Origin of the sequence: Streptomyces sp. NBC_00820 (assembly GCF_036347055.1) — a bacterium.
In the GTDB taxonomy this organism is placed as follows: Bacteria; Actinomycetota; Actinomycetes; order Streptomycetales; family Streptomycetaceae; genus Streptomyces.
Genome location: NZ_CP108882.1, coordinates 7,090,211 through 7,112,479, shown reverse-complemented (window position 1 = coordinate 7,112,479; position 22,269 = coordinate 7,090,211). Strand labels below are relative to the sequence as shown.

The following is a 22,269-nucleotide window of genomic DNA, read 5'->3' as shown; positions in this document are numbered from 1 at the left end:
GGAGGTGGGGGCCGAGGCGTCGCCCACGGCGCCCGCCCGGCTCTGCGAGGGGCCGGCCGGGCCTGGGGGCTCCGGGGCCTGCGCGGATCGGCTCATGGTTCGTTTCCCTGCTTTCCAGGCGTCGGGGGTCCGCCGACCGACCGGCCGGGTGCGGGTGTCCGCGTTCCGTTCCGGTGGCGGCCTGAGGCGCGAACCTTCGTACTCGGCTGTCGCGGGCGTGTGTTCAAGAGTCGGGCTCATGAGTCGGACACAGGGGTCGGGCTCACGGGTCGGGCTCGTTTGCCGTACTCACGGGCCGTGCCCATGGGCCGTGCCCATGGGTCGTACTCATGGGCCGTACTCATGGGCGGCGACCCTGCTCAGTCGATAGTTAGGAAGGAGGCCTGACCAAAGATTGCGCGCTAACGTAACAGCAGCGACATCCGGCCACAAGGGGTGAGATGGAGATCCGCAAGGGACTCGGCCTGCAGGCACTGCCGAGCATGACGCTGCTGCGCGAACTGACCGACCAGATCGTGCTGGACACCGTCTTCGAGCAGGCGCCCGTCACGCGGGCGGAGATCGCCCAGCACACCGGCATCTCCAAGACCACCGTCTCCGAAGCGGTACGCCGGCTGGAGGCGGCGGGACTGCTGCTGCCCGCGGGGGAACAGCGCGGCCGCCAGGGGCGGGTGGGCACGTACTACAAGGTCGCTCCCACGGCCGGTTTCGTCGTGGCCGTCGACCTCAACCCGACCCAGATCCGGGTGTGCGCCGCCGACCTGTTCGGCCAGCCTTTCCTGGAGAGTTCACACGTCCCGGTACGGCCCCGCGAGCCGGCCCTCGTCGCCGGGCAACTGCGCGACCTGGTCGGCCAGGCGGTCGCCGAGGGCGCCCCGGGCCACGGCAGGCCCCTGGCCGTGGCGGTGTCGGTGGCCAACCCGGTCGATCCGGTGACCTCCAGGGTCGTCACCCTGCCCGACACCCCTTACCCCGAAGGCCTCTTCCAGCCCCAGGAGGCGCTCGACGGCACGGTCGACGCGCCGGTCCTGGTCGAGAACGACGTCAACCTGGCCGCCCTGGCCGAGCGTTGGCACGGGGCGGCGCGTACGGCGGACAGCTTCGCCTACGTCTACGTCGGCGCGGGCATGGGCATGGGCCTGGTGATCGGCGACCAGCTGATCCGCGGCGCCCGGGGTGTCGCCGGGGAGATCGGGTACCTCAGCGTCAGCACCCAGCCTCCCGGACCGCGGCACGGCCGGCACGGCTTCGCCAGGGCTGTGGCGGCCGCGGGTTTCCACCCTCCTCGCGAGCCGGGCAGCGACCAGGTCGCCATCGACGTGGCCCGCCAGATCTTCGACCGCGCCTCGAAGGGCGACGCCGAGGCCAGGGCCGTGGTGGAGCAGGAGGGCCGCACGATCGGTGAGGCCATCGCGGCGGTCTGCGCGGTGGTCGACCCCGAACTCGTGCTCCTCGGCGGCCCCATCGGACTGCACCCCGCCCTGCTGGAACCGGTCCGCGCCACCGTCCAGGACCTCGCGCCGCTCACGCCTGCGATCGAGGTCGGCACCCTCGGTGACACCGCGGTCCTGCGCGGAGCCCTCGCCCTCGCCCTGCGGCGGGCCCGCGCCGACCTGTGGGCGGGAGCCGGCCGCCGCCCCTATGAGGCTCCGGGGCGCGTCGCGCAGTGACGCCGGAGGCCTGCTGCCTGCCGCCCACCCACCTGCCGTCCGCCGTCTACCGTCTGCCGTCTGCCGTCTGCCGTCTGCCGTCTGCCGTCTGCACGCGACCACGGCTTACGCCCCCGGCGAGCCCGCGCCTGCGGGACCGTGCCGCTCGACGCGGATCGCACGCACCTCACCATGTTTAGTCAGGAGCCTTGCCTAAACATGCATCACTCGTTACCGTCGGCCGCACAAGTCAGGACTCCTTACCAAAGGCGGGTGCGCCATGTCCCCCACGAACGACCAGACCCTGCCTCTGCCCGACCTGCCGCACTGGCAGGACGTACCCGAGGATCTGCCCGCGGCGATCCGCCGGATCAAGCCCGCGTTGCGTGCCCGCATCGCGGCCTCGGGCCGCACCGTCGAAGAGGTCTTCGCCGTCGTGGAGCGGCGGGTCGCCGCACGGATCGCCGAGATCGAAGCGGACAAGGAGCGCGGCGAGGAGGTGTGGCCCGTCGTGGACTACGCCGACATCGCGGCGGGTACGGTCTCCGCGGAGCTGCTCGACAAGCTCCGGCGGCGCGGCTGTCTGGTCGTACGCGGTCACTTCGAGCGCGAGCAGGCTCTCGCGTGGGACTCCGGCATCGTCGACTACGTCGAACGGAACGAGTTCTTCGCGAGCTACGCCGGTCCCGGTGACGACTTCTTCGGCAGTGTCGGCTCCAAGCCCGAGATCTACCCCATCTACTGGTCCCACGCCCAGATGGAAGCGCGTCAGAGCGATCGCATGGCGCGGGTCCAGAGCCTCCTGAACTCGGTGTGGAGGCACGAGTCCGAGGGCGTGCGGTGGTTCGACCCCGAGCGTGACGCCATGTACCCGGACCGCATCCGCCGCCGCCCTCCGGGCACCGACTCCGGCGGACTGGGCACGCACTGCGACCCCGGCACGCTCGATCTGTGGATGACCCGCGAGAACCAGCGGGCCTTCCGGCACCTCTTCGACGGCAGCGTCGAACTGTACGACCCCTGGGACGCCGCCCACCGGACCACGGGGCCGCAGTACCCGGGAAGCACCATGTGCTCGGCCTTCCGCACGTTCCAGGGCTGGACCGCCCTGTCGGACATGGAGCACGACCAGGGCGTCCTGCACACGGTGCCCGTCCCCGAGGCCATGGCCTACCTGATGCTGCGCCCGCTGCTGGCCGACGTCCCCGAGGACGACATGTGCGGGGTCACCACCAACCAGGTCTTTCCCGCGAGCACGCGCTGGCACCCGCTGCTCATGCGGGCGCTGACCGGCATCCCCGACGTCAGGGCGGGCGACTCGGTCTGGTGGCACTGCGACATGATCCACAGCGTCGCGCCCGTCACGGGCCAGAAGGGCTGGGGAAACGTCATGTACATCCCGGCCGCACCCTGGTGCGCCCGCAACGAGCAGTACGCGGCCGGCGTCCGCGAGGCCTTCGTCACCGGTTCCAGCCCGGGCGACTTCCCCGAGGAGCACTACGAGCGCGCCTGGACCGGCCGGTTCGACATGGAGGACCTGAACGACACCGGACGCCGGGGGCTCGGCCTGGAGCGGTAGGCGGCCCTCACCTTCCGCGGAGCTGCCGACACGAGCGGTCCGGCGCTTCACGGCCGAAGTACCGGACCGCGGAACGGCACGGAGCGGCACGGCACGGCACGGCACGGAACGGCAAGGAACTGGCTTACGGGCGCCACTCCCTGCGGTAGTCGGGGTGCTCGTCGTATGACTGCGCGAGCACCTTGAGCGCGTACACGAGCCCTGTGTGGCGCGGGTCCGCCGGATCCATCGCCGCACAGTCCGCGGCCAGCATGTCGACCATGTCCAGCATCGGCAGGTGGCTGTCGAGGACGGCATCGCCACCGAAGCGGCAGGCCACGTCGGCGTAGGCGTGGTTGTCCGCCATATTGCGGTCCCGAAGGAACTTCACCAGATCGTTCACGGGTTCATCCTCGCGTGCCCGCAGGACAGCGGGGGCCCTTGAACCGACTTCGGCAGCAGGAGCGGAACCGGACCTGTATGCCGCCAACGCCCCAGCAAAATAACACCTGTTGGTGACACTGCGAATGCCGCGCGGGCCGTTCGGCGAACGGCCGCGGGGTGTGACGGACGTCAGGTGCGGGCGGCGTCGGGCGCGCGGCCCAGTACGGCGGGCGACACCGTGCCGGACATGCGCAGTTCGATGATGTCGCGGACGGTGGGCCACTCCTCGTCGAGGATCGAGTAGAACGCGGTGTTGCGCACGACGCCGTCCAGTCCGCGCGAGTGGGCGCGGCGGATGCCCTCGCACGTGGCACCGAGGCGTTCGATCGCGGCGCGTGAGCGCAGATTGCGGGCATCGGCGCGGAAGGAGATGCGGCGGACGCCCCAGGTCTCGAAGGCATGGCGCAGCATCAGCAGCTTCGCCTCGGTGTTGATGCCGGTGCCCTGGGCGCGGGGGGCGAGCCAGGTGTTGCCGATCTCGGCGGCGTCGGGCACCGCGGTGGCCGGGTCGCCATACGGGACGCCCGGTACGGGCGGCCAGAGCAGCGGGCCCTGCCAGTAGTCGAGATCGAGGAAGCGTGTGGCACCCACCACCCGCCCGCTCGTGGCACTGATCACCGCGAAGGGCAGGACGCGGCCGAGCGCCTGCTCGCCGAGCGCACGCTCGACATAGCCGCGGGCCGCCTCGACGCCCTGGGGGACGGGGGTGAAAGCGTAGGTCGTACGGTCCTCGCCGCCGGCTTCGGCCAGGGCCTCGGCATGATGGGGAGCGAGGGGCTCGAGCCGCACATTGCGGCCGCTGAGAACAACAGGTGCGGGCACAGGGCCTTCGGTCCTTCGTGAATGGGAGTGTGCTTGCCGCCACCGACGCCCCGGTGCGATGGCGGTGGTTCAGCATGCGGCCCGAGCCCGACCCAATGGGGAAAGGGCCAGTAAAGAAATGCGGACATTTAGGTGACGTGCGCCATGTCCGGTCCGTCGCGGTGCGGGGTGGCCCGCCGCGGGCGTACGACGGGTGGCGGGGACGAGGGCGGGGACGGGGGGCTGGAGCGGTCGGGGACCACGGATTCGCTGGTCAGCGAGTTGCCGCCGGGCAGGCGGCCAGGGGCACAGCGGCCAGAAGGCACAGCGGCCACGCGGGCGACCCGAGGTCACACGGGCCGGGCCGACGGTCAGGGGGCACAGCGGCCGGGCCGGCACGGCAGGGGCCTCAGCCGCGGCCTGCCCGGGACAGGGCGTCCTCGGCCTGGGCGGCCAGCGTGGTGACGAGGCCGGCCGCGGGTGGCAGGTCGTCGACGAGGTCGACGCACTCGCCGGCCCACACCGGCAGCGGCGGCACATCGCCGCGTGCCACATCGGCCCGGTAGGCGTCCCGGGCCCGGGGGTCCGCGGCGAGTTCGGCCTCACGGCCACGCCAGCGGTCGAGGTAGGGATGGCCCAGGGTGCGGGCCGTGTACTTGGCCGTCGACCACGCGGCACCACGGGCGATGTCGAGGACGCCGCTGCGTTCCGTGTCCTGCCCGCGCCCCTGGACGATCGCCCGGGCGGCCGAGGGGTCGACGAGGGCCTCGGCCGTGGCCTGGAAGCGGGTGCCGAGCAGGGCGCCCGCGGCCCCCCAGTGCCAGGACGGCGGCCAGGCCGCGGCCGTCGGCGATCCCGCCGGCCGCCAGTACCGGAACCGGTGCCACTAGGGGGTGTCGTTTGGATCAGGTCGGATCAGGCCGCGGCGTCCGGTGCGGTGCCTCGCAAGGCGGAGGATCTGCCGCGTACTGGACGTACTCGGCTGATCCGACAACGCGGCGAGGTGCCGTGCCGGGCGTCGCGGACCCGAGCTGACCCAAACGACACCCCCTAGGTCCACCACCACCGGCACGAACGGCAGCGTGGCCCTTCCGTGCCGCGCCCCGTGGCCGCCGCTCTCGGTGCCCTGCGCCACGATGACGTCGGCGCCCAGATCAGCCGCTCTGCGCGCTTCCTCCAGATCGGTGACCTGTACGATCACCGCCGCACCGGCCGCCCGGATCCGCCGCATGAACGGGCCCGGGTCCCCGAACGACAGCATCACGGCCGCGGGACCGGACTCCAGCGCCTGCTCGACCGCGTCGACACCGGCGGCCCAGCTCAGGAACCCGACCCCCCACGGTCTCCCCGCTCCGGCCACGATCGGCAGCTCACGCTCCAGCCAGTCCCGGTCGCCGTACCCGCCGCCCAGGATGCCCAGGCCGCCGCCGCGGGAGACGGCCGCCGCCAGCTCGCCGCCGGCCGAGCCGCCCATGGGCGCCAAGGCGATCGGATGCCGCACACCGAACAACTTCGTGAACGCCGTCGACAGGGCCATGGCCGTCATCATCGCCCCTGCGGGTCCTCCTGGGTACGTGCCGGAGGGGGGCGGAGCCGTACGGCGCACGTCCGGCCGGGTCCCGTCCGGACGCGCCTCCCCCACGCCTCCCCCACGCACCACCCCTCGCACCCGCTCCCTCTCGCGCGCCCCTGCCGGGCATCGGCCGTCGGTGCCAATGTCGCCCGCGCCCGCTCGCGCCTGCGCCCCGGTCACCGCCGCGCGCTGAACAATCGGCGCCGAAACGGACACACGGACGTGCCTGCGCGGCACCGGGAGGAACAGCCGATGGACACGCCGAGGGACACGACGAGGGGCGCAACGAGGGACACAGCGAGGAACGCGGCGGAGGACACCGCGAAGGACGCGTCCGGGGACGCTGCGGCGCGCCCGGATCGCAGGGGGCTGCTGGCCGGCACGCTCGCCGGCGCCGCGGTCGCCCTCACGGGGTGCTCGACGACGAGCGCCGCCACGTCGGCGAGTTCGACAAGTTCTACGAGTTCGGCAAAGCCGACGCGTTCGACGAGCAGCGCCTCGCCCCAGCCCCGGCCGGTCACGCCCGCCGCGGCCTTCACCCGGCTGATGGACGGCAACAAGCGCTGGGTGAGCGGGGATCTCCAGCACCCCGACCGGGATCCGGACCGGCGCCAGTTCGTGGCCGAGAAGCAGGAGCCCTTCGGGTCCGTCCTCTCCTGCATCGACTCCCGGGTTCCGCCCGAACTCCTCTTCGACACCGGACTGGGCGACCTGTACGTGATGCGTACGGGAGGGGAGGCGGTCGAGCCGGTGGTCACCGGCTCCGTCGAGTACGGGCCGATGACGAGCGGCACGCCCCTCGTCATCGTCCTCGGGCATCAGCGCTGCGGTGCGGTCCAGGCCGCGTACAAATCCCTGCGCGACGGCAAGCCGCTGCCCGGCAGCCTGCAGGCGATCGTCGAGGCCCTGCGCCCGGCGTACGAGAAGGCCGTCGAGGAGGGCGGCGACGACCCGGTCGAGACCATGGCCCGCGCCCAGGTCAAGCTGACCGCGGCCGATCTGCGCTCCAACGACGACCTCGGCCCGCTCGTGAAGAAGGGCGCCCTCGCCGTGGTCGGCGCCTACTACTCGCTCGACACCGGCAAGGTGGAGGTCCTGTCCGGCGCGCCCTCCTGAACCGGCGGTCCGGCGGCGGGGTCACACGGGCAACGCCCCTGCGGGATGGCCGTGTTCACGGCCGCAGGCGGTGAGGGCGAGGACTCCGTGACCGGTGACCCGGGTGCGCGCGTCCAGGCTTTGGGGGTCGACCGAGAGACGCGCCGCGATGTCGTCGGCGTTACAGGTGTCGGGTATCCGGAGCCGCTCCTTCACCTCGCGGTGGCGCGCGGCGAACTCCTCGGTGTCCGAGAGGTTCACGCCGTCGAAGGCGTCCTCGGGGAAGCCGTCCTCATGGGGCAGGAGGTAGCCGGACTCGGCCGGGTGCGGGGTGCCTTCGTCGCCTTCCTCGTCGGCGGTGAACACGTCGTAGTGCCGGACCACTTCGCCCTCTTCGGCGATGCACCAAGCCGTCCAGCCGTCGCCGCAGCTCATTCCGTACCACTGCGCGGACCCGAACCGGCGGCTCAGAGCGGCACACCGCTGTCGTACGACTTCGGCGAGGACCTCCTCCCGGTCGTCCGCGTCCTCGACGCGGTGCCGGTCCTGGGAGGAGTCGCCGAAGACCAGCGTCCAGCCGTCCAGTACGGGGCTGACGAAGACGCGTGCGCAGGCCTCGTGCGGACGGGTGCGGTGCCAGGCGTGCTGGTCGTGGTTCCAGGCGGCCGCGCCCGTCCGCAGTGTGACCGGATGGGCCTCACCGAGGTCGAAGGCGTCCAGGACCGCGTCCTGGTCGGTGCCCGGCACGGCGTACCAGGACCCGCACAGGTGCATGCCCTGCGGTGTCTCGGTGCGCAGCCCGATCCTCGTCAGCCGGCGCCATGCCTCCTGGTCCGTGGGGTCGAGGGCGGCCGGGCCGCCAACGGCCGCGAGCGCCTCCAGGGCGCCGGCCCGGATCCGGGGCCCGCTCGCGCGGGCGCGGCGCACGCGCCGCAGCTCGGGAACTGCGGCGGTACCGATGGCTTCGAACGCCCGGACCGCCTGCCGCCGGACCTCGGGCTCCGGGTCCCCCAGCGAGGGAACGAGCAGGTGGGCGATGCTCGCCGCGGTATCGCCGCGGTTCCCGAGCGCGATGAGCGCGTCGGTGCGGACCCGCGCGTCCGGGTGCCCCAGCAGTGGCGCGTAGACCTTCGGGTCGGCGACGTCCAGTCGTGCCAGGGTCCACCCGGCCCGCCTGGCCACTTCGGGCGAGGCCGCCGTGGCGACGGCCTGCGCGAGCGGGAGGAGGGCGGGTTCCCCGATCCCGCGCAGGATGTCGGCCGGGACGGTCCAGTCGACGGGTGAGTGCTCGTCACAGAGCACGTCCAGCACCGCTGCCACCGCCTCCGCCCCCTGTTCCACGAGGAGGGCGCGGGCCGGCTCCGCCCGGTCCCGGGAACCGGAGAGCGCGTCGGTCAGGAGATGCTTGTCCATGGTGGGCACCCTAAGGGCCGACCCGTACGTGATCTGCGGGGGGCCGGTGGCCACCGGACAGGGCCTGGACGGGCTGGACGGGCTGGACGGGCTGGACGGGCTGGACGGGCTAGATCGGCTGGGGTTCGAAGTCCCAGTAGGGGCGCAGGCCCGCGCGCATGTAGCGGGACTGGTCGTGATCGCGGCCGTGGCTGGCGGCGAGGGTGGTGAGTGCCGTGGTCTCCAGGGCGTCCGCTTCGCCGTGGCGTCCCAGGGTGCGCAGGTCCTGGGCGATTCCGGCCCGCAGGTTGGCGGAGAGGACGTGGCCGGGGCCGACGGCCGGGACCGCTCGGGCCAGCGCGTCCCTGCCCAGCCGCTCCGCGCCTTCGGCGTCGCCCAGGGCGGCCAGCGCGGCGGCGCAGTTCATCGCGCAGCCGACCGACCACACATGGCCGCGGCCGATCTCCGCCTCCAGTTCCCTCATCGACCGGTCGGCCAGCCGCCAGGCCGCCTCCGGTTCCCCGTCGTCCAGGAGCAGGAGCGCGCAGTTGTTGCGGGCGCCGATCGCGTAGGGGTGGAGTTCGCCGAGCCGGTGGGCGTACGCCCGCGCGGTGGCCTCGGCCAGGCCGCGGGCCTTGGTGCGCTCGTCGAGGACGCGCAGCAGCATGGCGTAGTCCAGGGACACCATGAGCACGTCGGGGTGGTCGGCGCCGCTGAGCAGGATGAGCCGTCTGCGGGCGTCGCGCATCGTCGCGCGCGCCTCTTCCCGCTCGCCGTCGCGCCGCAGGCACAGGGCCAGGTTGTGCTCGGCCAGGAGGGTCTGCCGGTGGGCCTCGTCGAGGGTCCTGCGCAGCAGGTGCACGTTGTAGGACTGAAGGCTCCGCGCCTCGCGCAGTCTGCCCAGCAGGCGCAGCATCCGGGCCGTGTAGTAGCCGGACTGGAGCGTGCGGCGCGCCCGGGCGCCGAGCAGGCCGACCCTGCGGTCGTACACCATGCGGTGCAGGTCGCCGGAGCGCGCGTAGTGCCCCTGGAGCCCCAGGGCGAGGGCCAGGTTGGTGTGGAACTTCAGGGTCTGGGCCTCGTAGCGGTCGTCCAGCCGGTCGGCGGCGTGCTGGGCGGCCTCCTCGTACAGGTCGCGTGCCTCGTCGTACCGGCCGCGGGCCATCAGGGTGGCGCCGAGTCCGTCCTTGGCGCGCAGCAGTTCGATGCCGCTGTCGATACCGGCGTCGCCGAGCCCGCGCAGCAGGGCCCGGTCGGCCTGCTCGGCCTCCTCGTACCGGCCGAGACCGCGCAGCATGCGCGCCTCCTGGTGTGCGGCGGCGAGCACGCTGGGCTCGGTGGGGGCGAAGGTGTGCCGCCATCTGCCGAGGACGCGCCGGGCCAGGGTCCAGCCGTCCTGGTACTCGCCGCGCACGCGCAGGTAGTCGATGCAGTTCAGCAGGAGTTGGCGTACGTCGCCGTCGTCCGCGTCCAGGGCGCCGGAGGGTTCGAGGTGCGGGAGGATCTCGGCGTAGCGGCGCCAGTTGCGCGGGGAACCGGGCTCGCCGGGGTCGGATGCGACCAGGACCCGTGCGGCGGCGGCCGCGTACTCGCGCTCGGTGTCGGGGGTGAGGCCGTCGCGGATGAAGCGGCGGAAGCTGCGGTGCATGCGCAGGGAGACGACGCTGGTGGGGTCCTGCCGGGCGTCGGTGGCGAACTCCACGCGCATCGAGGTCAGTTCGGAGACGTTCAGCAGGACGGCGTCCCAGTTGCCCGGTTCCGTGGCGAGGCCGGCGAGGTAGGGCGGCAGGTCACTGGGGCGGGCAGCGCGCAGCAGCCGGACAGGCAGCATGTCCGGGGAGAAGAACGTGAGCAGGACCAGCAGTTCGTGCACCGAGGGGGACCGCTCGGCCAGCGAGGCGAGGGTCTTGGCCCACACCTGCCGGTGCGCGCGCGGCACTTCGGTGGCGGGGACGCGGTTCGGGTTCGGGTTCGGGTTCGGGTTCGGGGTCGCATGAGGGTTCGGGGTCGCATGGGGACTCAAAGTCGCCTGGGGACTCGGGGTCGCCTGGGGGTTCGGGAGCGTATGCGGAGTCGGGGTCGTATCGGGGTTAGGGGTCGTACGCGGAGTCGGGGTCGTTTCGGCGTTCGGGGCCGGCGTCGGGGTCCGGTTCGTGGAGGTGTCCGTGGCCGCCGGGAGCGGATCTCCGGTCTTGAGAGCGTCCAGATAGCGGGTGATGTCGGCGGCGGGGTGGGCGTCGATCCAGGCGGCGCTCTGGTCGATGACGAGAGGGAGGTCGTCGAGTGCGGCCGCCAGTTCACCGGCCTCGGCCTCGGTCATGCGGGGCGCCCGGCGGCAGGCGAACGCGATGCTCTCGTCCCGTTCGAAGGGCGGCAGTTCGCGCGAAGCGGCACCGTGGCGCGACCACTGGGTGTTCTGCGCCGTGAGCATGACCTGACCGCGTCCCCCGGGCAGCAGCGGGGCGATGCCGTCGATGTCCTCCGCGCCGTCGAAGATGATCAGCCAGCGGCCCTTCTCGTCCCGCTCCAGGGCCGACTGCACCGCCTCGATCTGCCCGGTGAGCTGGTCGCCCTCACCGAGGCCCACCTCCCTGGCCAGCGCCGCGAACCCCTCCCGCGCGGCCGCCTTGGTCGCGGAGGGCACCCACCAGAGCAGGTCGTACTCGCCGGCGAACCGGCGCGCGTACTCGGCGGCAGCCTGGCTCTTGCCGACTCCGGGCGCCCCGTGCAGCAGGACACGGCGGCCGCGTCCGCCGCCCGAGCCGAGCATGTCGTGCACCTCGTTGAGAAGGTCCTCGCGCCCGGTGAACCGCGGGTTGCGGCGCGGGGTGTTGGTCACGTCCGGCGGGTCCTCGGGATAGCGCGGGCCCTCGTCCTGGCGCGCGTACGGGGAGCGGGGCACCAGCCCGACCTTGGCCAGGACCCGGCGCCGGGCCTCCTCCGGGCCCACCCCGCGCAGGGTCACCGCGCCGAGGCTGACCGCCTCGTCCGGGAGGGTGCGGGTGGTCACCGTGACTGCCCCGACCCGGTCGTACAGGCGCGGCATCAGGGTGCGCAGCACCTGTGCCCACTCCTGGTTGCGCCCGGTGTCGAAGCGCAGGAACCAGTCGTCCAGGACGAGCAGCACGCGTCCGGGCTGGGCGAAGAAGGCCCGCAGGTCCGTCGTGTCGGGCAGGCGGCTCAAGGGCGACCACCGTACGGCGTCGACCGTGCAGCCCTCCTGCGCGAGCACCCAGGCGATCCACTGCGCCCATCCGTTGCTGACCCCGGCGTAGACCAGCGACACGGGAGGTGAGTAGGGCGTACGCCCTGTGTTCCCGGACATCACAGCGGCTGCGGTTCGAAGTCCCAGTACGGGCGCAGTCGCCGCTGGGCGTCACGGGTGTGCGGGTGTTCGGGGCCGAGGTGGTCGCTCAGCGTCCGTACGGCCTCCCCCTCGTGGTCCGCGGCCTCGGCGGGCTGCCCGAGGCCGCGCAGGTCGTCGGCGAGGGCCGTCCGCCCGGACAGGGTCAGCGGGTGGGTCCCCCCGAGCACGCGGGCCGCGCGCAGCACGGTGTCCCGGCTGAGCTGGTACGCCCCGCGCACGTCGTAGGCGCGGCTGCGCGCGCCGCTGAGGTTCAGCGCGCACCCGAGGCTCCAGGGATGGTCGCCGCCGACGGCCGCGGACATGTCCCGGTACGCGGCCTCGGCCAGCCGCAGGGCCTTCTGGTGGTCGCCCGCGTGCCCGAGGGTCAGCCCCAGGTTGCCCAGCGTGCCGATGCTGTACGGATGACGGGGGCCGAGCAGTTCGTCGTACCGTTCGGCCACGGACTCCGCGTAGCGCAGCGCCGCGCCCAGTTCGCCGTGTTCGCGCAGGTATGTGGCGTAGTCGGCCTCGACCACCAGCGTGTCGGGGTGTTGGGGGCCGAGCACCTGGGCGGCCCGGCGCGCGGCTCCGGAGAGCCGTTCGCCCGCCCCCGCGTAGTCCCCGGTCCGGCGGCGTGAGATCCCGAGCTGGTGGTCGGCCATGATGGACCGCGGATGGCGCTCGTCGGAGATCTGCCGCAGGGTCCGCACGATCTGTTCCAGCCGCGACACGGACTCCGGGTAGTCGCCCAGCAGCCGGATCAGCCGCGCGTAGACGGCGCCGGAGTGCAGCGTGAGGTGGTGGCGCGAGCGCAGCCGGCGCTGCCGGATCTGCAGCACGTCCCGGTGGATCGCCCTGGCCTCGGTGTAGCGGCCGAGCAGCAGCAGGGCGAGTCCCTGGTTGTGGCGGGCGGCCAGGGTCTGCGGGGCCTCCGTGCCGAACTGGTCGGCGAAGCGGGTCGCCGCCTCCGTGAACAGGTCGCGGGCCTGCGTGAACCGGCCGAGGGCGAGCAGCGTGCTGCCCAACCCGTCCTTGGCGCGCAGGAGTTCGGGGTGGTCCTCGGGCCGTGCCGCGGCGAGGCGGCCCACGACGGAGCGGCCGAGCCTCTCGGCCTCGGTGTAACGGCCGGCCAGGCGCAGGATGTTGCCGAGCTTGTGCTGGAGCGAGAGCAGGGCGCCGTGCGCGGGGTCCAGTTCGCGCTGCCAGTGCGCGAGCACCTCCTCGCAGAGTTTCAGCGCGGTCCGGTACTCGCCCCGCACCCGCAGGTACTCGATGCAGTTGAGCACCAGCTCCTGCACGGCCGTGCGGGTCGAGTCGAAGGCGCCGGCGTGGCCCAGGTGCGGGATGAGCAGGGCGTAGCGCTCCCAGTCGCGGGTGTCGGCGGGCCGGCGGGGATCGGCGCTCACCAGCACCTGGCAGGCGGTCATGGCGTATCCCTGCCGCTCCTGCGGTGAGAGCGTCTCGCGCAGGAACCGCTGGTAGAGCCGGTGCATCCGGACCTGCTCCACGGCGGGGTCCTCGGCCAGGTCCTGCTCGTAGTCCAGTCGTACGGCCGTGTACTCGGACAGCCGGCGCAGCGCCAGGTGCCAGGAGCGGGGGTCGCGGACCAGTTCGTCCAGGGAGGGGGGCAGGTCCCCGTGGCGCACCTCGGTGAGCAGGCGCACCGGGATCTCGGCGGGGGCGAAGAAGGCCAGCAGGTTCAGCAGTTCCGCCGCTTCGGGGTTGCGCTCGCGGAGGGTATCGAGGGTGGTCGACCACGCCGTGCGGAAGCCCAGCGGATATCCTTCCCCGCTCTCGGGGACCTCGCCCGCGTCCTCTTCGTCCGCGACCCTCGTGACTCCCGTGCGCGCTGTGGCTCCCGTGCGCTCCGGGTCTCCTGGGCCTCCCGGGCCTCCTGTATCGCCCGTGCCCTCGCCGCCCTCGTCGCCTCCTGTGTCCGCTGTGCCCTGCGTGCCCTCCGTCTCTTCCGCGTCCTCGTCGCCCTCCGCGCCGTCCGCGTCCGTCGCGTCTTCCGGCGCGGCGCGCAGCAGGCGCAGGTAGTCCTGCGCCGGTACGTCGTTGGCGTCCAGCCAGGCGGCGGTCTGGGCGAGCAGCAGCGGCAGATCGCGGACGGTCGAGGCCAGTCCGTCGGCCTCCTCGGCGGTGAGCCGCGGGGCACGGCGGCGTACGTACGCCACGCTCTCGGTCCGGGTGAAGGGGTGGATGGCCATCACCCGGGTGCCGGGTACGCCGGACCAGTCGCGGCTGCCCGCGGTGAGCAGCACGTGGGTGTGCTGGTCCGGCAGCAGGTCGGCCAGCTGGGCGGGATCCTCGGCGCCGTCGAAGACCAGCAGCCACCGCCCGTGCGCGGCGGAGCGCGCGGCCTCGTGGACGGCCCTGATCCGCTCCCCGATGCGCTCGCCCACCGGCAGCCCGAGGCGGGGGGCGAGCGCGGCCAGGCGTTCGCGGGCCTTGGCGCGGTGGGTGGCGTCGATCCACCACACCACGTCGTAGTCGTTTCCGAAGCGGTGGGCGTACTCGGCGGCTATCTGGGTCTTGCCGGTTCCGCTGATGCCGTGCAGCACGATCCGGGTGACGGTTTCGTGTCCGGTCTCCTCCAGGGTCAACGCGGCGTGTATCAGCTCCAGTTCGAGATCGCGGCCGGTGAAGCGGCGGTTGCGCCGGGGTGTGTCGAGTACCTCGGGCGGTTCGTTGGGGAAGCGGGGTGCCGTCCCGGCGGACGGCTGGACCGGGAGCGCCGGGTCGATCGAGAGCCTGCGCAACAGCCTGCGGGCCGCCTCGTGCTCGTCCAGGTCGTGCAGGTCGGCGGGTTTGAGCAGGGACACCGCGCCGGGCACCCGCTGGGTCGCCACGGTGACCGCGGCGAAACGGTCGGGGTGTGCGGAGACCGTCCGCCGGAGCACCCGGTCCCAGTCGGCCTCGGCGACGGGGCCCAGGCCGAAGTACCAGTTGTCCAGGACCAGCAGGACGCGTCCGTGGGTGGCGAGCAGGGCGCCGAACTCCTCCTCGAAGGGCACGTCCATCCGCGGGTCCCAGCGCCGCGTCGTCGCCTCGTGGCCGCGCGTGTTCAGCTGGTGGGCGATCCAGACCGCCCACGGCCGGTTGAACCCGGCGTAGCTGACGGTGATGTGCCGGCCGTCGGCCGTTCTCCGGCTGTCCATGCGCCTGATCTCCTCCGCGGCCGCCGTACCGGGTGCGGCGTTGTGCTGATGGGTCAGATGGGCTGTGGTTCGAAGTCCCAGTGCGGTCGTTCCAGCACCTCGGCGGACCGGGTGTGCGGGTGTTGCGGCCCGAGGGTGTCCCGCAGCAGGGCCACGATCTCCAGCCGCAGCCGTTCGGCCTCCTCGGTGCGGCCCAGCGCGCGCAGGTCGCAGGCGCGGGCCGTGGCGGCGGCCAGGGTGAGCGGGTGACGCGTGCCGCGCTGCCGGGCGGCGGCGTCCAGCAGCTCGGTGTCGTGCGCCAGGGCCTCCTGGTCGCGCCCCGACTGGGCGAGACTCGCGGCCAGGTTCATACGGCAGCCGATGGTCCAGGGGTGCTCGTCGCCGACGGCGCGGACCATGAGCTGCCAGGCGGTGTGGGCGGAGGCGTCCGCTTCGCCGCGCTCGTCGCCGTCGGTCCACTGGGCGAGGGCCAGGTTGCCGAGCGAGCCGGCGGTGTAGGGGTGGTCGGGGCCGAGCAGGCGCAGATAGCGGTCGGAGACGGTGCGGGCCAGTTCGTGCGCCTCCCGCGGGCTGATCTCGCGGAGCAGGGTGGCGCGGTCGGAGGTCATCATCAGGGTGTCGGGGTGGAGTTCGCCCTGTGCCTGCTGGGAGCGGCCGACGACGCTGGTGAACAGGGCGGCGGCCTCGTCGAGTTGTCCGTCGCGGCGCAGGCACTGGGCGAGGTTGTGCTCGGCGCGCAGGGTCTGTGGATGGTAGGGGCCGAGTACGCGGCTGTGCAGGCGGGCGTTGGGCTGCTGGAGGGAGAGCGCCTCGCGGTAGCGTCCGAGCAGCCGGGTCATCCAGCCGAGGCACAGGCCCGAGTACAGGGTCTCGTAGTCGTCCGCTCCCAGCTCGCGGCGGCGCAGTTCGAACAACTCGCGGTGGATCTGCAGGGATTCCTCGTAGCGGCCGAGCAGGCCCAGGGTCAGGGCCATGTTGCTCCTGGCGTAGAGCGCCCGCGCCCCGTGGGCTCCCGACCGGTGCGTGTGGCCGCGCCAGACCTCCTCGAACAGCTCCCGGGAGCGCTGGAACTGCCCCAGGGCCATCAGCGTGCCGCCCAACCCGTCCTTGGCCCGCAGCAGTTCGGGGTCGTCGCTGTCGCGGGAGCCGGCCAGCTCCTCCACCACGGCCCTGCCGACGGCCTCGGCGTCCCGGTAACGTCCCACGCGGCGCAGCAGGTTGGCGTGCTGGTGGACCAGGACGAGCATGTCGGCGTCGGTCTCGGGGTGCCGGGGGCGCCAGCGGGCCACCGCCTGCTGGCACAGGCGCAGCCCGGTGTCGTACTCGCCGCGCAGCCGCAGGGTGTCCAGGCAGTCGAGCACCAGTGCGCGCACGCCCGGTTCGTCGCGGTCGAGCGTGCCGGCGTAGTCGAGGTGCGGGATGAGCGCGGTGTACGCGGGCCACTCGCGCCGGTCGGCGGGCTTGCCGGGGTTGGCGGCGGCGAGGATCGCGCTGGCGGCGCCGGCCAGTTCGGTGCGCCGGCCGCGGGCGAGGGTGCCGCGGATGAAGCGGTGGTAGAGGCGGTGCATCTGGGCCGATTCGACGCCGTACTCCAGGGACGGGTCCGGGGTGTAGCTCAGGTGGATCGCGGTGAGGTCGGCGAGGCTGGCCAGGGCGTTCTGCCAGCGGGTGGAGTCGGCCACGGTGCGGGCGAGGCTGCCGGACGGGAACACGGCGGCCGGGGCGGCAGCGATGAGGCGGAGCGGAATCGTGTCCGGGGAGAACAGCACCATGAGTTCGATGAGTTCGGCGGCGTCCGGGTTGCGTTCCCGCAGGGAGTTCAGCAGCAGGCCCCAGGAGCGCACGAAGCCGACCGGGTAGTCGTCCTCGATGCGTACCTCGAGGTCCTCCGGGGACTGCCGGTCCAGCGCCTCCAGGTAGGCGGCGACGGGCTCGGCGGGGTTGGCGATCAGCCAGGCGGTGGTCTGCGCGAGTACCAGCGGCAGGTCCTGGGCGGCCTCGGCCAGTTGCTCCGCCTGCTCCTGGGTGGACCTCGGGACCCGGCGGCGGATGAACGCGGCGCTCTCGTTCCTGGTGAAGGGGCGGACCGTGTACTCCTGGAAGCCCAGCATGCCGGCCCAGTCGCGGCTGAGGCTGGTGATGAGCACGTCGCCGCGGCCGTCGGGGAGCAGGTCGCGGATCTCGCCCACGTCGTCGGCGCCGTCGAAGATCAGCAGCCAGCGTTCGCGCGGTCCGGTGCGGGCGCGCAGCGCGGTGTGCACGGCGCGGATGCGCTCGCCGACGTCGCGTGCCGCCTCCAGCTCCAGGTGGACGGCGAGCGCGGCGAAGTCCTCGCGGGCGGTGGCGCGTTGGCCGGCAGTGATCCACCACACGACGTCGTAGCCGTCGCCGTAGCGGTGCGCGTACTCGGTGGCGAGGTGGCTCTTGCCGACGCCGGAGATGCCGTGCAGGACGACTCGGGCGCCCGTCTGCCCCGGTTCGGCCAGCCGCTCCGACAGCTCTTCCAGGTCGTCCTTGCGTCCGGTGAAGTAGCCGTTGCGCCGGGGGGCCTCGCGTACCTGGGGCGGGTCGTTGGGGAAGCGGGGGCCGTCCGGCCGCGGGTCGTCGCCCGGGTCGATGCCCAGCCGTTCGAGGATCTTGCGCCGTGCCTCCCCCTCGTCGAGCCCGGCCAGGTCCACCGGGTGCAGTTCCACCATGGTGTCGGGGAGCGGCTCGTACGACACGGCGATCGCGGCGAACCGCCGGCGGTGCGGGCGGACGATCAGCCGGAGGGCCTCGGTCCACTCCGAGTCGTCGTGCAGATCGGGGCGCAGGGCCCGTTCGTTGATGAGCAGCAGTACGCGGCCAGGGGCAGCCAGCAGGGCTTCGAGGGACTCGGTGGGGGTGCGTGAGGCGGTGTCCCAGTGCAGCAGGGTGATGGTCTGTCCGGCGCGTTCCAGCTGGTGGGCGGTCCACAGGGCCCAGGGGCGGCTCTCGCCGGCGTAGCAGATGCTGATGTGGCCGGCGCCGGAGTCCTCCTCGGGTCCGGCGGCTCGCGTCGCGTACTCCTCCCCCGGCTGCTCCGGGCCGGGCCGGCCGGCGGGCGAGGCGGGCAGCGTGTACGTCGCGCCGTCCGCGGTGTGCAGCAGTCCCCCGGCCGGTCCCACCCACTCCTCGACCACCATGTCCCGGCCCACGAGAATGGTCCTGATGGAGCTGGAGGTCACCAGTTCCACGACGCGCGGGTCGGTGTCGGGGACGGTGACGGCGAACTGGTCGGGGCCGAGCGGGGCGTCGCTCAGCACCAGCCTGGGGCCGTCCCAGCCGAGGTGCAGCCGCGCCTTGGGCAGTCCTTCGGCGATGACGGCGACGTCGGCGAGTGCCAGTCGCGGCGGCCGGGGCGGCGCGGGCGGGTCGAGGGAGAGGCGGACCGCCGAGAGCGTGAGCAGCTGCCAGGCCGTGGTGGAACGCTGCACGCGTTCGGGCAGGGTCTCCCACGCCTCGGTGAACCAGCGGGCGACGCCCTCGCGTTCCTCCTCGACCAACGCGCGCAGGGCGGGCTGCAGGCTCGCCTCGATGTGCCGGTCGGCGTCCGGGTGTCCGCTGACGGCCTGCCAGGTCGCCGTCTCCTGGGCGACCATGGCGGGGGACGCGCCCGCGCGCAGTTGCTGGAAGGTGGGCCAGAGGCGGTGGATGGGGTCGCCGTCGCCGGCCTGGCGCAGCCGCCGGGCGAGTTCGTCGCGCAGTTCGCCGAGCAGCTGGGGGTTGAGCACGACGAAGCCGAACCCGCGGTGCGCGACCAGGTCTCCGAACCAGAGGTCCACCTCCGCGGCGACGTCGAGGCCCGGTGCGACGCGCAGGCGTACCGCCCGCATCAGCTCGGGCTCGATCCGGGCGGCGACGCTGAGCAGGACCGCCAGGGTCCGGCCCGGCCGTTCCTCCGCGCTCAACGCCGGGCCCCCAGCGCCTTGCCGACGGTGGTCCCACGGTCCCAGGTCAGCACGGGCAGCAGCAGGCGTGCCCAGCTCGGCCAGTGCCGCTCGGGCAGCGGCACGAGGGCGACGGGTTCGCAGCCGCGCCGGCGGATGAGGTCGATCGTCCTGCGCCACTCCTGTTCGGTGGCGCGCCAGGGGTTCAGCGTGGGGCCGCCGGCTCCGAGGTCGGAGAGGATCAGCACCCGCACGCCGGGCCGGGGCGGCCGGTACGGCCGCTCCCACGTGGCCCGGGAGCCGGGACCCGCGCCGCGCAGGGGTACGTCGGCGAAGCGCAGCACCTGGGTGCCGGCGACCCCGGCGAGGGCGCGGACGTGGGTGATCACGTCGTCCACGTCCCGGGCGAAGGGCTCCATCGCGCCGGAGGTGTCGGCGAGGATCTGCACGCCGTAGCGGAGTGTGGACAGCGGCAGCCGGGGGATGGCGGTCAGCGGGCGGGCGCGGGCGAGTTCCTCCGTGGCGCGGTCGACGTCGAGTTCGCCCTCGGGGGTGACCCTGGACAGCAGCATGGTGAGCAGCGCGGCGGTGGAGCGCGGTGCGAGCAGGGGCAGGTGGGCGGGTCGCCGGGCCGCTTCGCCCCGTTCGCGGGGGCGGGCCAGCGAGGGTGTGGTCCAGCTGTAGGGGGAGCGGCGGTCCGCGTCTTCGGCGGGGACGAGGACCGTGACCGTGGTGGAGCGGGCGGACTGGTCTCGGCGGCGGAAGACCGGTGGGTCGGTGTCCGTCCGTGACCGTGCGGGGTCCTTCTCGTGGGCGGGGGCCTGCCAGGCGGGGATGTCCGGTTCGGGTTCCTCGCGGCTCGTCCGGGGTGGCTGGGCCGGCGGGCCGCCCATGCCCAGCAGCGCGGCGATCCGTGCGAAGTCCTCCGGGGAGCGGGTGCCGAGCGCCCGGGCGGCCCGGGCCACGTCCGCGAGCCAGGCCTCCCCCGTCATGTGGGGTCACCGGCCATCTGCTGCGGTTTGATCAGCACGTTCCGGGTCAGCAGCTGCCATTCGTCGTCGCCGGGGCGGATGCCCAGGGAGCGGCAGGCGAGCAGGGCGTCGAGGTACTCGGCCGTGCTGGGGCGTCGTACGTCCTGTTTGTCGGCCTGTTCGCGTACCTTCATCAGGTTGTCTGCGACCGCCTCGGCCAGTTCCTCGTCGGCCGGGGTCACCTCGCCCGGCCAGTCGGCCATGTGTTCCCTGGCGATCTGGACGAGCATGTCCTTGTCGTGCTCCGGCAGGACGTGCACGACGCAGCGCCGCAACAGGGCCTGGGGCAGCTCGCGTTCCTCGTTGGTCGTGAGCACCACGAGGTGCCGGGCGCGGTGCGCGTTCTCCGCGGCGCTCTCCGTGCTGTTCTCCGCGGTGGGGTCCGCCGCGGGGGCCGCCTGTTCGGTGTGGATCTCCGCGTTGATCTCCGCGACGACGAACCGGTGTGAACCCAGCGGGACGAGAAGGCTGTTCGGCACGTCTGGGTCGGCCTTGTCGATCTCGTCGATGAGGACCACGGCGTGGTCGGGGCTGCGGTCGGCGTTGATCTTCTCGAACGGGTCCGGGCAGGGGTCGCCGACCTCGGTGCCCTCGGGCCGGCCGCGCCTGCGGGCCGACTCCGGGGCGAGCGCCCACCACAGGACGCCGGGCTGGACGTAGCCGGCGTTGTCCAGCCTCTCGCCGTGCCGCGCGGCGACCTGGGCGTCGCCGAGCCTGCGGACGCTGTCGAAGCTCCAGAGCAGTTCGCGCGGCTGGGTACGGTAGGTGACCACGTGCACGTAGTACCGCCAGCCCAGTTGGCGGGCGATGTACGGCGCCAGGGAGGACTTGCCGGATCCCGGCATGCCGCGCAGCAGCAGGGGCCGTCCGGTGGCAAGGGCGACCTTCACGGCGAAGTCCAGTTCGGACGCCATCACATAGACACGGCCGTCACCGCGGTCGGGGGTGTCGAGCCAGGCGTCTCCCGCCGGGGCGTCGGCCCGCTCTTCTCGCGAGGCGGTCTGTTCTTCTCGCGGAGTGGTCTGCTCTTGCGCACCGGTCTTCTTCTGACTCACCACGCCCCCCTGCGGATCGGTTGCACGCACTCGTCCACGCGTCGCATGACAGCCTTGACCAGAATCTCATGACTCGCCTCGAACGGCGGGTCCAGAACCAGCACTTCGTCGGGACTTCCCGGCCAGCGCTCCCGTACGTCGACACCCCGGCCGGGAATGACCAGGACGTGCACCCACGGCACCTTCTCGTGCAGCCGGGCGATCACCCGGTGCACCATGGCCAGGTCGCAGCGCTTGACGTCCAGCACCAGGAAGAGGCGTCCGAAGTTCCGCGGCTCCTTCGGCCTGCCGAGCTCCTGGTACGGGTCCATGCCGATCCGGTCCTTGACCGCCAGCTCGCACTGCTCCAGGAGGTAGTCCTCCGGGTTCTCGTCGCCGGGCGGACGTCCCGCCGCCGTGGCGACGTAGTAGCTCCGGTTGTCGACGCAGAACGCCCGGTCGAGGTACTGCTTGCCGATCTCGGGACTGTCCACGTTCAGGATGACGACACGGCGTACGGAACCGTCGGTCTCGCGCACGATGCGCCTGGCCTCGTCGCGGTCGACCCAGACCGGCAGGATCATCGTCGCCAACTGGCCCACCCGGTCCCGCTCCAGACCGCCCCTGCGGGCCACCAGCACCGCGTTGCCGAGTTTGACGACATCGTGCGTGTCGAGCATCTGGGAGGCGAGCAGCACGGGGGCGAGTCCGGGGACGAGTTCGACGAGTTCCTCCTCGGGGACGTCCAGTTCCCGGGCGATCCTGGCGAAGATCGACTCGTCCTTGATCTCCCTGAGCTGGATGCCGATGTCGTCGAGCCAGGCGCTGACGGCGTCGTCCCAGATCCGGCGGACCTGGGGAAACCGCTGGACCAGCCGGTCGACCTCGTCCTTCGTCCAGGCCCTGATCCGCTCGACGTCGTCGTCGGCGAGGTAGCGCAGCTCGGAGGCCCTCAGCTGTCCGGCACTCACGCCGCCCACCAGCACGGTGACCAGCACCATGCCGGGGTACAACGTCTTGCGCCAGTGCAGGATGTTGGTCTCGCGGCGCACCCAGGACGAGGCGAGGGCGGCCTCGTTGACCAGGACGAGGGCCGCGTCGCACTCGCCGAGGAGCCTCGCGAGCTTCAACTGCCAGGGGCGGCCCGGCTCCTGGATGCGCTCGTCCAGCAGCACGGTGTGGTTCCGGGCGTCCAGGCCCTTGGCGAGGGCGTCCCGTACCAGGGCGATCTCGTCGTCCGAGCTGGTGCTGTGGCTGATGAACACCTTGACCACCCT

General features: G+C 72.9%; 15 protein-coding genes. 4 read left to right on the top strand and 11 right to left on the bottom strand.

What is annotated here, in order from left to right; genetic code table 11:
• Positions 1-440 precede the first annotated feature (440 nt).
• Both OIB37_RS31705 and OIB37_RS31700 read left to right on the top strand, forming a co-directional pair.
• Complete coding sequence (locus OIB37_RS31705; RefSeq protein WP_330461038.1) at positions 441-1,670, top strand: ROK family transcriptional regulator; 1,230 nt, start codon at positions 441-443, stop codon at positions 1,668-1,670.
• 259 nt (positions 1,671-1,929) lie between these two features.
• Positions 1,930-3,228 (top strand): DUF1479 domain-containing protein, encoded by a 1,299-nt coding sequence (locus OIB37_RS31700; RefSeq protein ID WP_330461037.1) that lies wholly within the window; start codon positions 1,930-1,932, stop codon positions 3,226-3,228.
• Between the two features lie 124 nt (positions 3,229-3,352).
• Here the strand turns inward: OIB37_RS31700 and OIB37_RS31695 are convergent, their stop codons facing one another.
• From OIB37_RS31695 to OIB37_RS31685, 3 genes are all read right to left on the bottom strand, one after another.
• On the bottom strand, positions 3,353-3,610 hold the full coding sequence (locus OIB37_RS31695; protein WP_330461036.1) for a DUF6221 family protein: 258 nt from the start codon (positions 3,608-3,610) through the stop codon (positions 3,353-3,355).
• 170 nt (positions 3,611-3,780) lie between these two features.
• Positions 3,781-4,473 carry a GNAT family N-acetyltransferase gene (locus OIB37_RS31690; RefSeq protein ID WP_330461035.1) on the bottom strand — a complete coding sequence of 231 codons (693 nt, stop codon included), beginning with the start codon at positions 4,471-4,473 and terminating at the stop codon, positions 3,781-3,783.
• Between the two features lie 388 nt (positions 4,474-4,861).
• Complete coding sequence (locus tag OIB37_RS31685; protein WP_330461034.1) at positions 4,862-5,005, bottom strand: hypothetical protein; 144 nt, start codon at positions 5,003-5,005, stop codon at positions 4,862-4,864.
• A 97-nt stretch (positions 5,006-5,102) separates the two neighbouring features.
• Here OIB37_RS31685 and OIB37_RS31680 point away from each other — a divergent pair, with 97 nt between their 5' ends.
• The gene (locus tag OIB37_RS31680; RefSeq protein WP_330461033.1) at positions 5,103-5,342 is read left to right on the top strand and encodes a hypothetical protein; all 240 of its coding nucleotides are present in this window, start codon (positions 5,103-5,105) and stop codon (positions 5,340-5,342) included.
• On the opposite strand, the gene OIB37_RS31675 is transcribed toward OIB37_RS31680, so the two are convergent.
• Entirely contained in the window at positions 5,339-5,989 is a 651-nt protein-coding gene (locus OIB37_RS31675; RefSeq protein ID WP_330461032.1) for a nitronate monooxygenase, read from the bottom strand. The genes OIB37_RS31680 and OIB37_RS31675 overlap by 4 nt on opposite strands.
• 288 nt (positions 5,990-6,277) lie before the next feature.
• On the opposite strand from OIB37_RS31675, the gene OIB37_RS31670 reads away from it, so the two are divergent.
• Complete coding sequence (locus OIB37_RS31670; protein ID WP_330461031.1) at positions 6,278-7,141, top strand: carbonic anhydrase; 864 nt, start codon at positions 6,278-6,280, stop codon at positions 7,139-7,141.
• A gap of 21 nt (positions 7,142-7,162) precedes the next feature.
• Here OIB37_RS31670 and OIB37_RS31665 read toward each other — a convergent pair whose 3' ends face one another.
• From OIB37_RS31665 to OIB37_RS31635, 7 genes are all read right to left on the bottom strand, one after another.
• Positions 7,163-8,533 carry a HEAT repeat domain-containing protein gene (locus OIB37_RS31665; RefSeq protein ID WP_330461030.1) on the bottom strand — a complete coding sequence of 457 codons (1,371 nt, stop codon included), beginning with the start codon at positions 8,531-8,533 and terminating at the stop codon, positions 7,163-7,165.
• Between the two features lie 109 nt (positions 8,534-8,642).
• A complete protein-coding gene (gene fxsT / locus OIB37_RS31660; protein ID WP_330461029.1) occupies positions 8,643-11,798 on the bottom strand; it encodes an FxSxx-COOH system tetratricopeptide repeat protein in 3,156 nt (1,051 codons plus the stop codon).
• Between the two features lie 38 nt (positions 11,799-11,836).
• A complete protein-coding gene (gene fxsT / locus OIB37_RS31655) occupies positions 11,837-15,019 on the bottom strand; it encodes an FxSxx-COOH system tetratricopeptide repeat protein (protein WP_330461028.1) in 3,183 nt (1,060 codons plus the stop codon).
• A gap of 53 nt (positions 15,020-15,072) precedes the next feature.
• Positions 15,073-18,948: an FxSxx-COOH system tetratricopeptide repeat protein gene (gene fxsT, locus OIB37_RS31650; protein ID WP_330461027.1), complete on the bottom strand. Its 3,876-nt coding sequence runs from the start codon at positions 18,946-18,948 to the stop codon at positions 15,073-15,075.
• The gene (locus OIB37_RS31645) at positions 18,945-19,919 is read right to left on the bottom strand and encodes a hypothetical protein (protein ID WP_330461026.1); all 975 of its coding nucleotides are present in this window, start codon (positions 19,917-19,919) and stop codon (positions 18,945-18,947) included. The genes fxsT (OIB37_RS31650) and OIB37_RS31645 overlap by 4 nt, the downstream gene beginning before the upstream one ends.
• Positions 19,916-21,013 carry an AAA family ATPase gene (locus OIB37_RS31640; protein WP_330461025.1) on the bottom strand — a complete coding sequence of 366 codons (1,098 nt, stop codon included), beginning with the start codon at positions 21,011-21,013 and terminating at the stop codon, positions 19,916-19,918. The genes OIB37_RS31645 and OIB37_RS31640 overlap by 4 nt, the downstream gene beginning before the upstream one ends.
• Positions 21,010-22,257 (bottom strand): toll/interleukin-1 receptor domain-containing protein, encoded by a 1,248-nt coding sequence (locus OIB37_RS31635; protein ID WP_330461024.1) that lies wholly within the window; start codon positions 22,255-22,257, stop codon positions 21,010-21,012. Before OIB37_RS31635 ends, OIB37_RS31640 begins: the two co-directional genes overlap by 4 nt.
• Between the last annotated feature and the right edge of the window lie 12 nt (positions 22,258-22,269).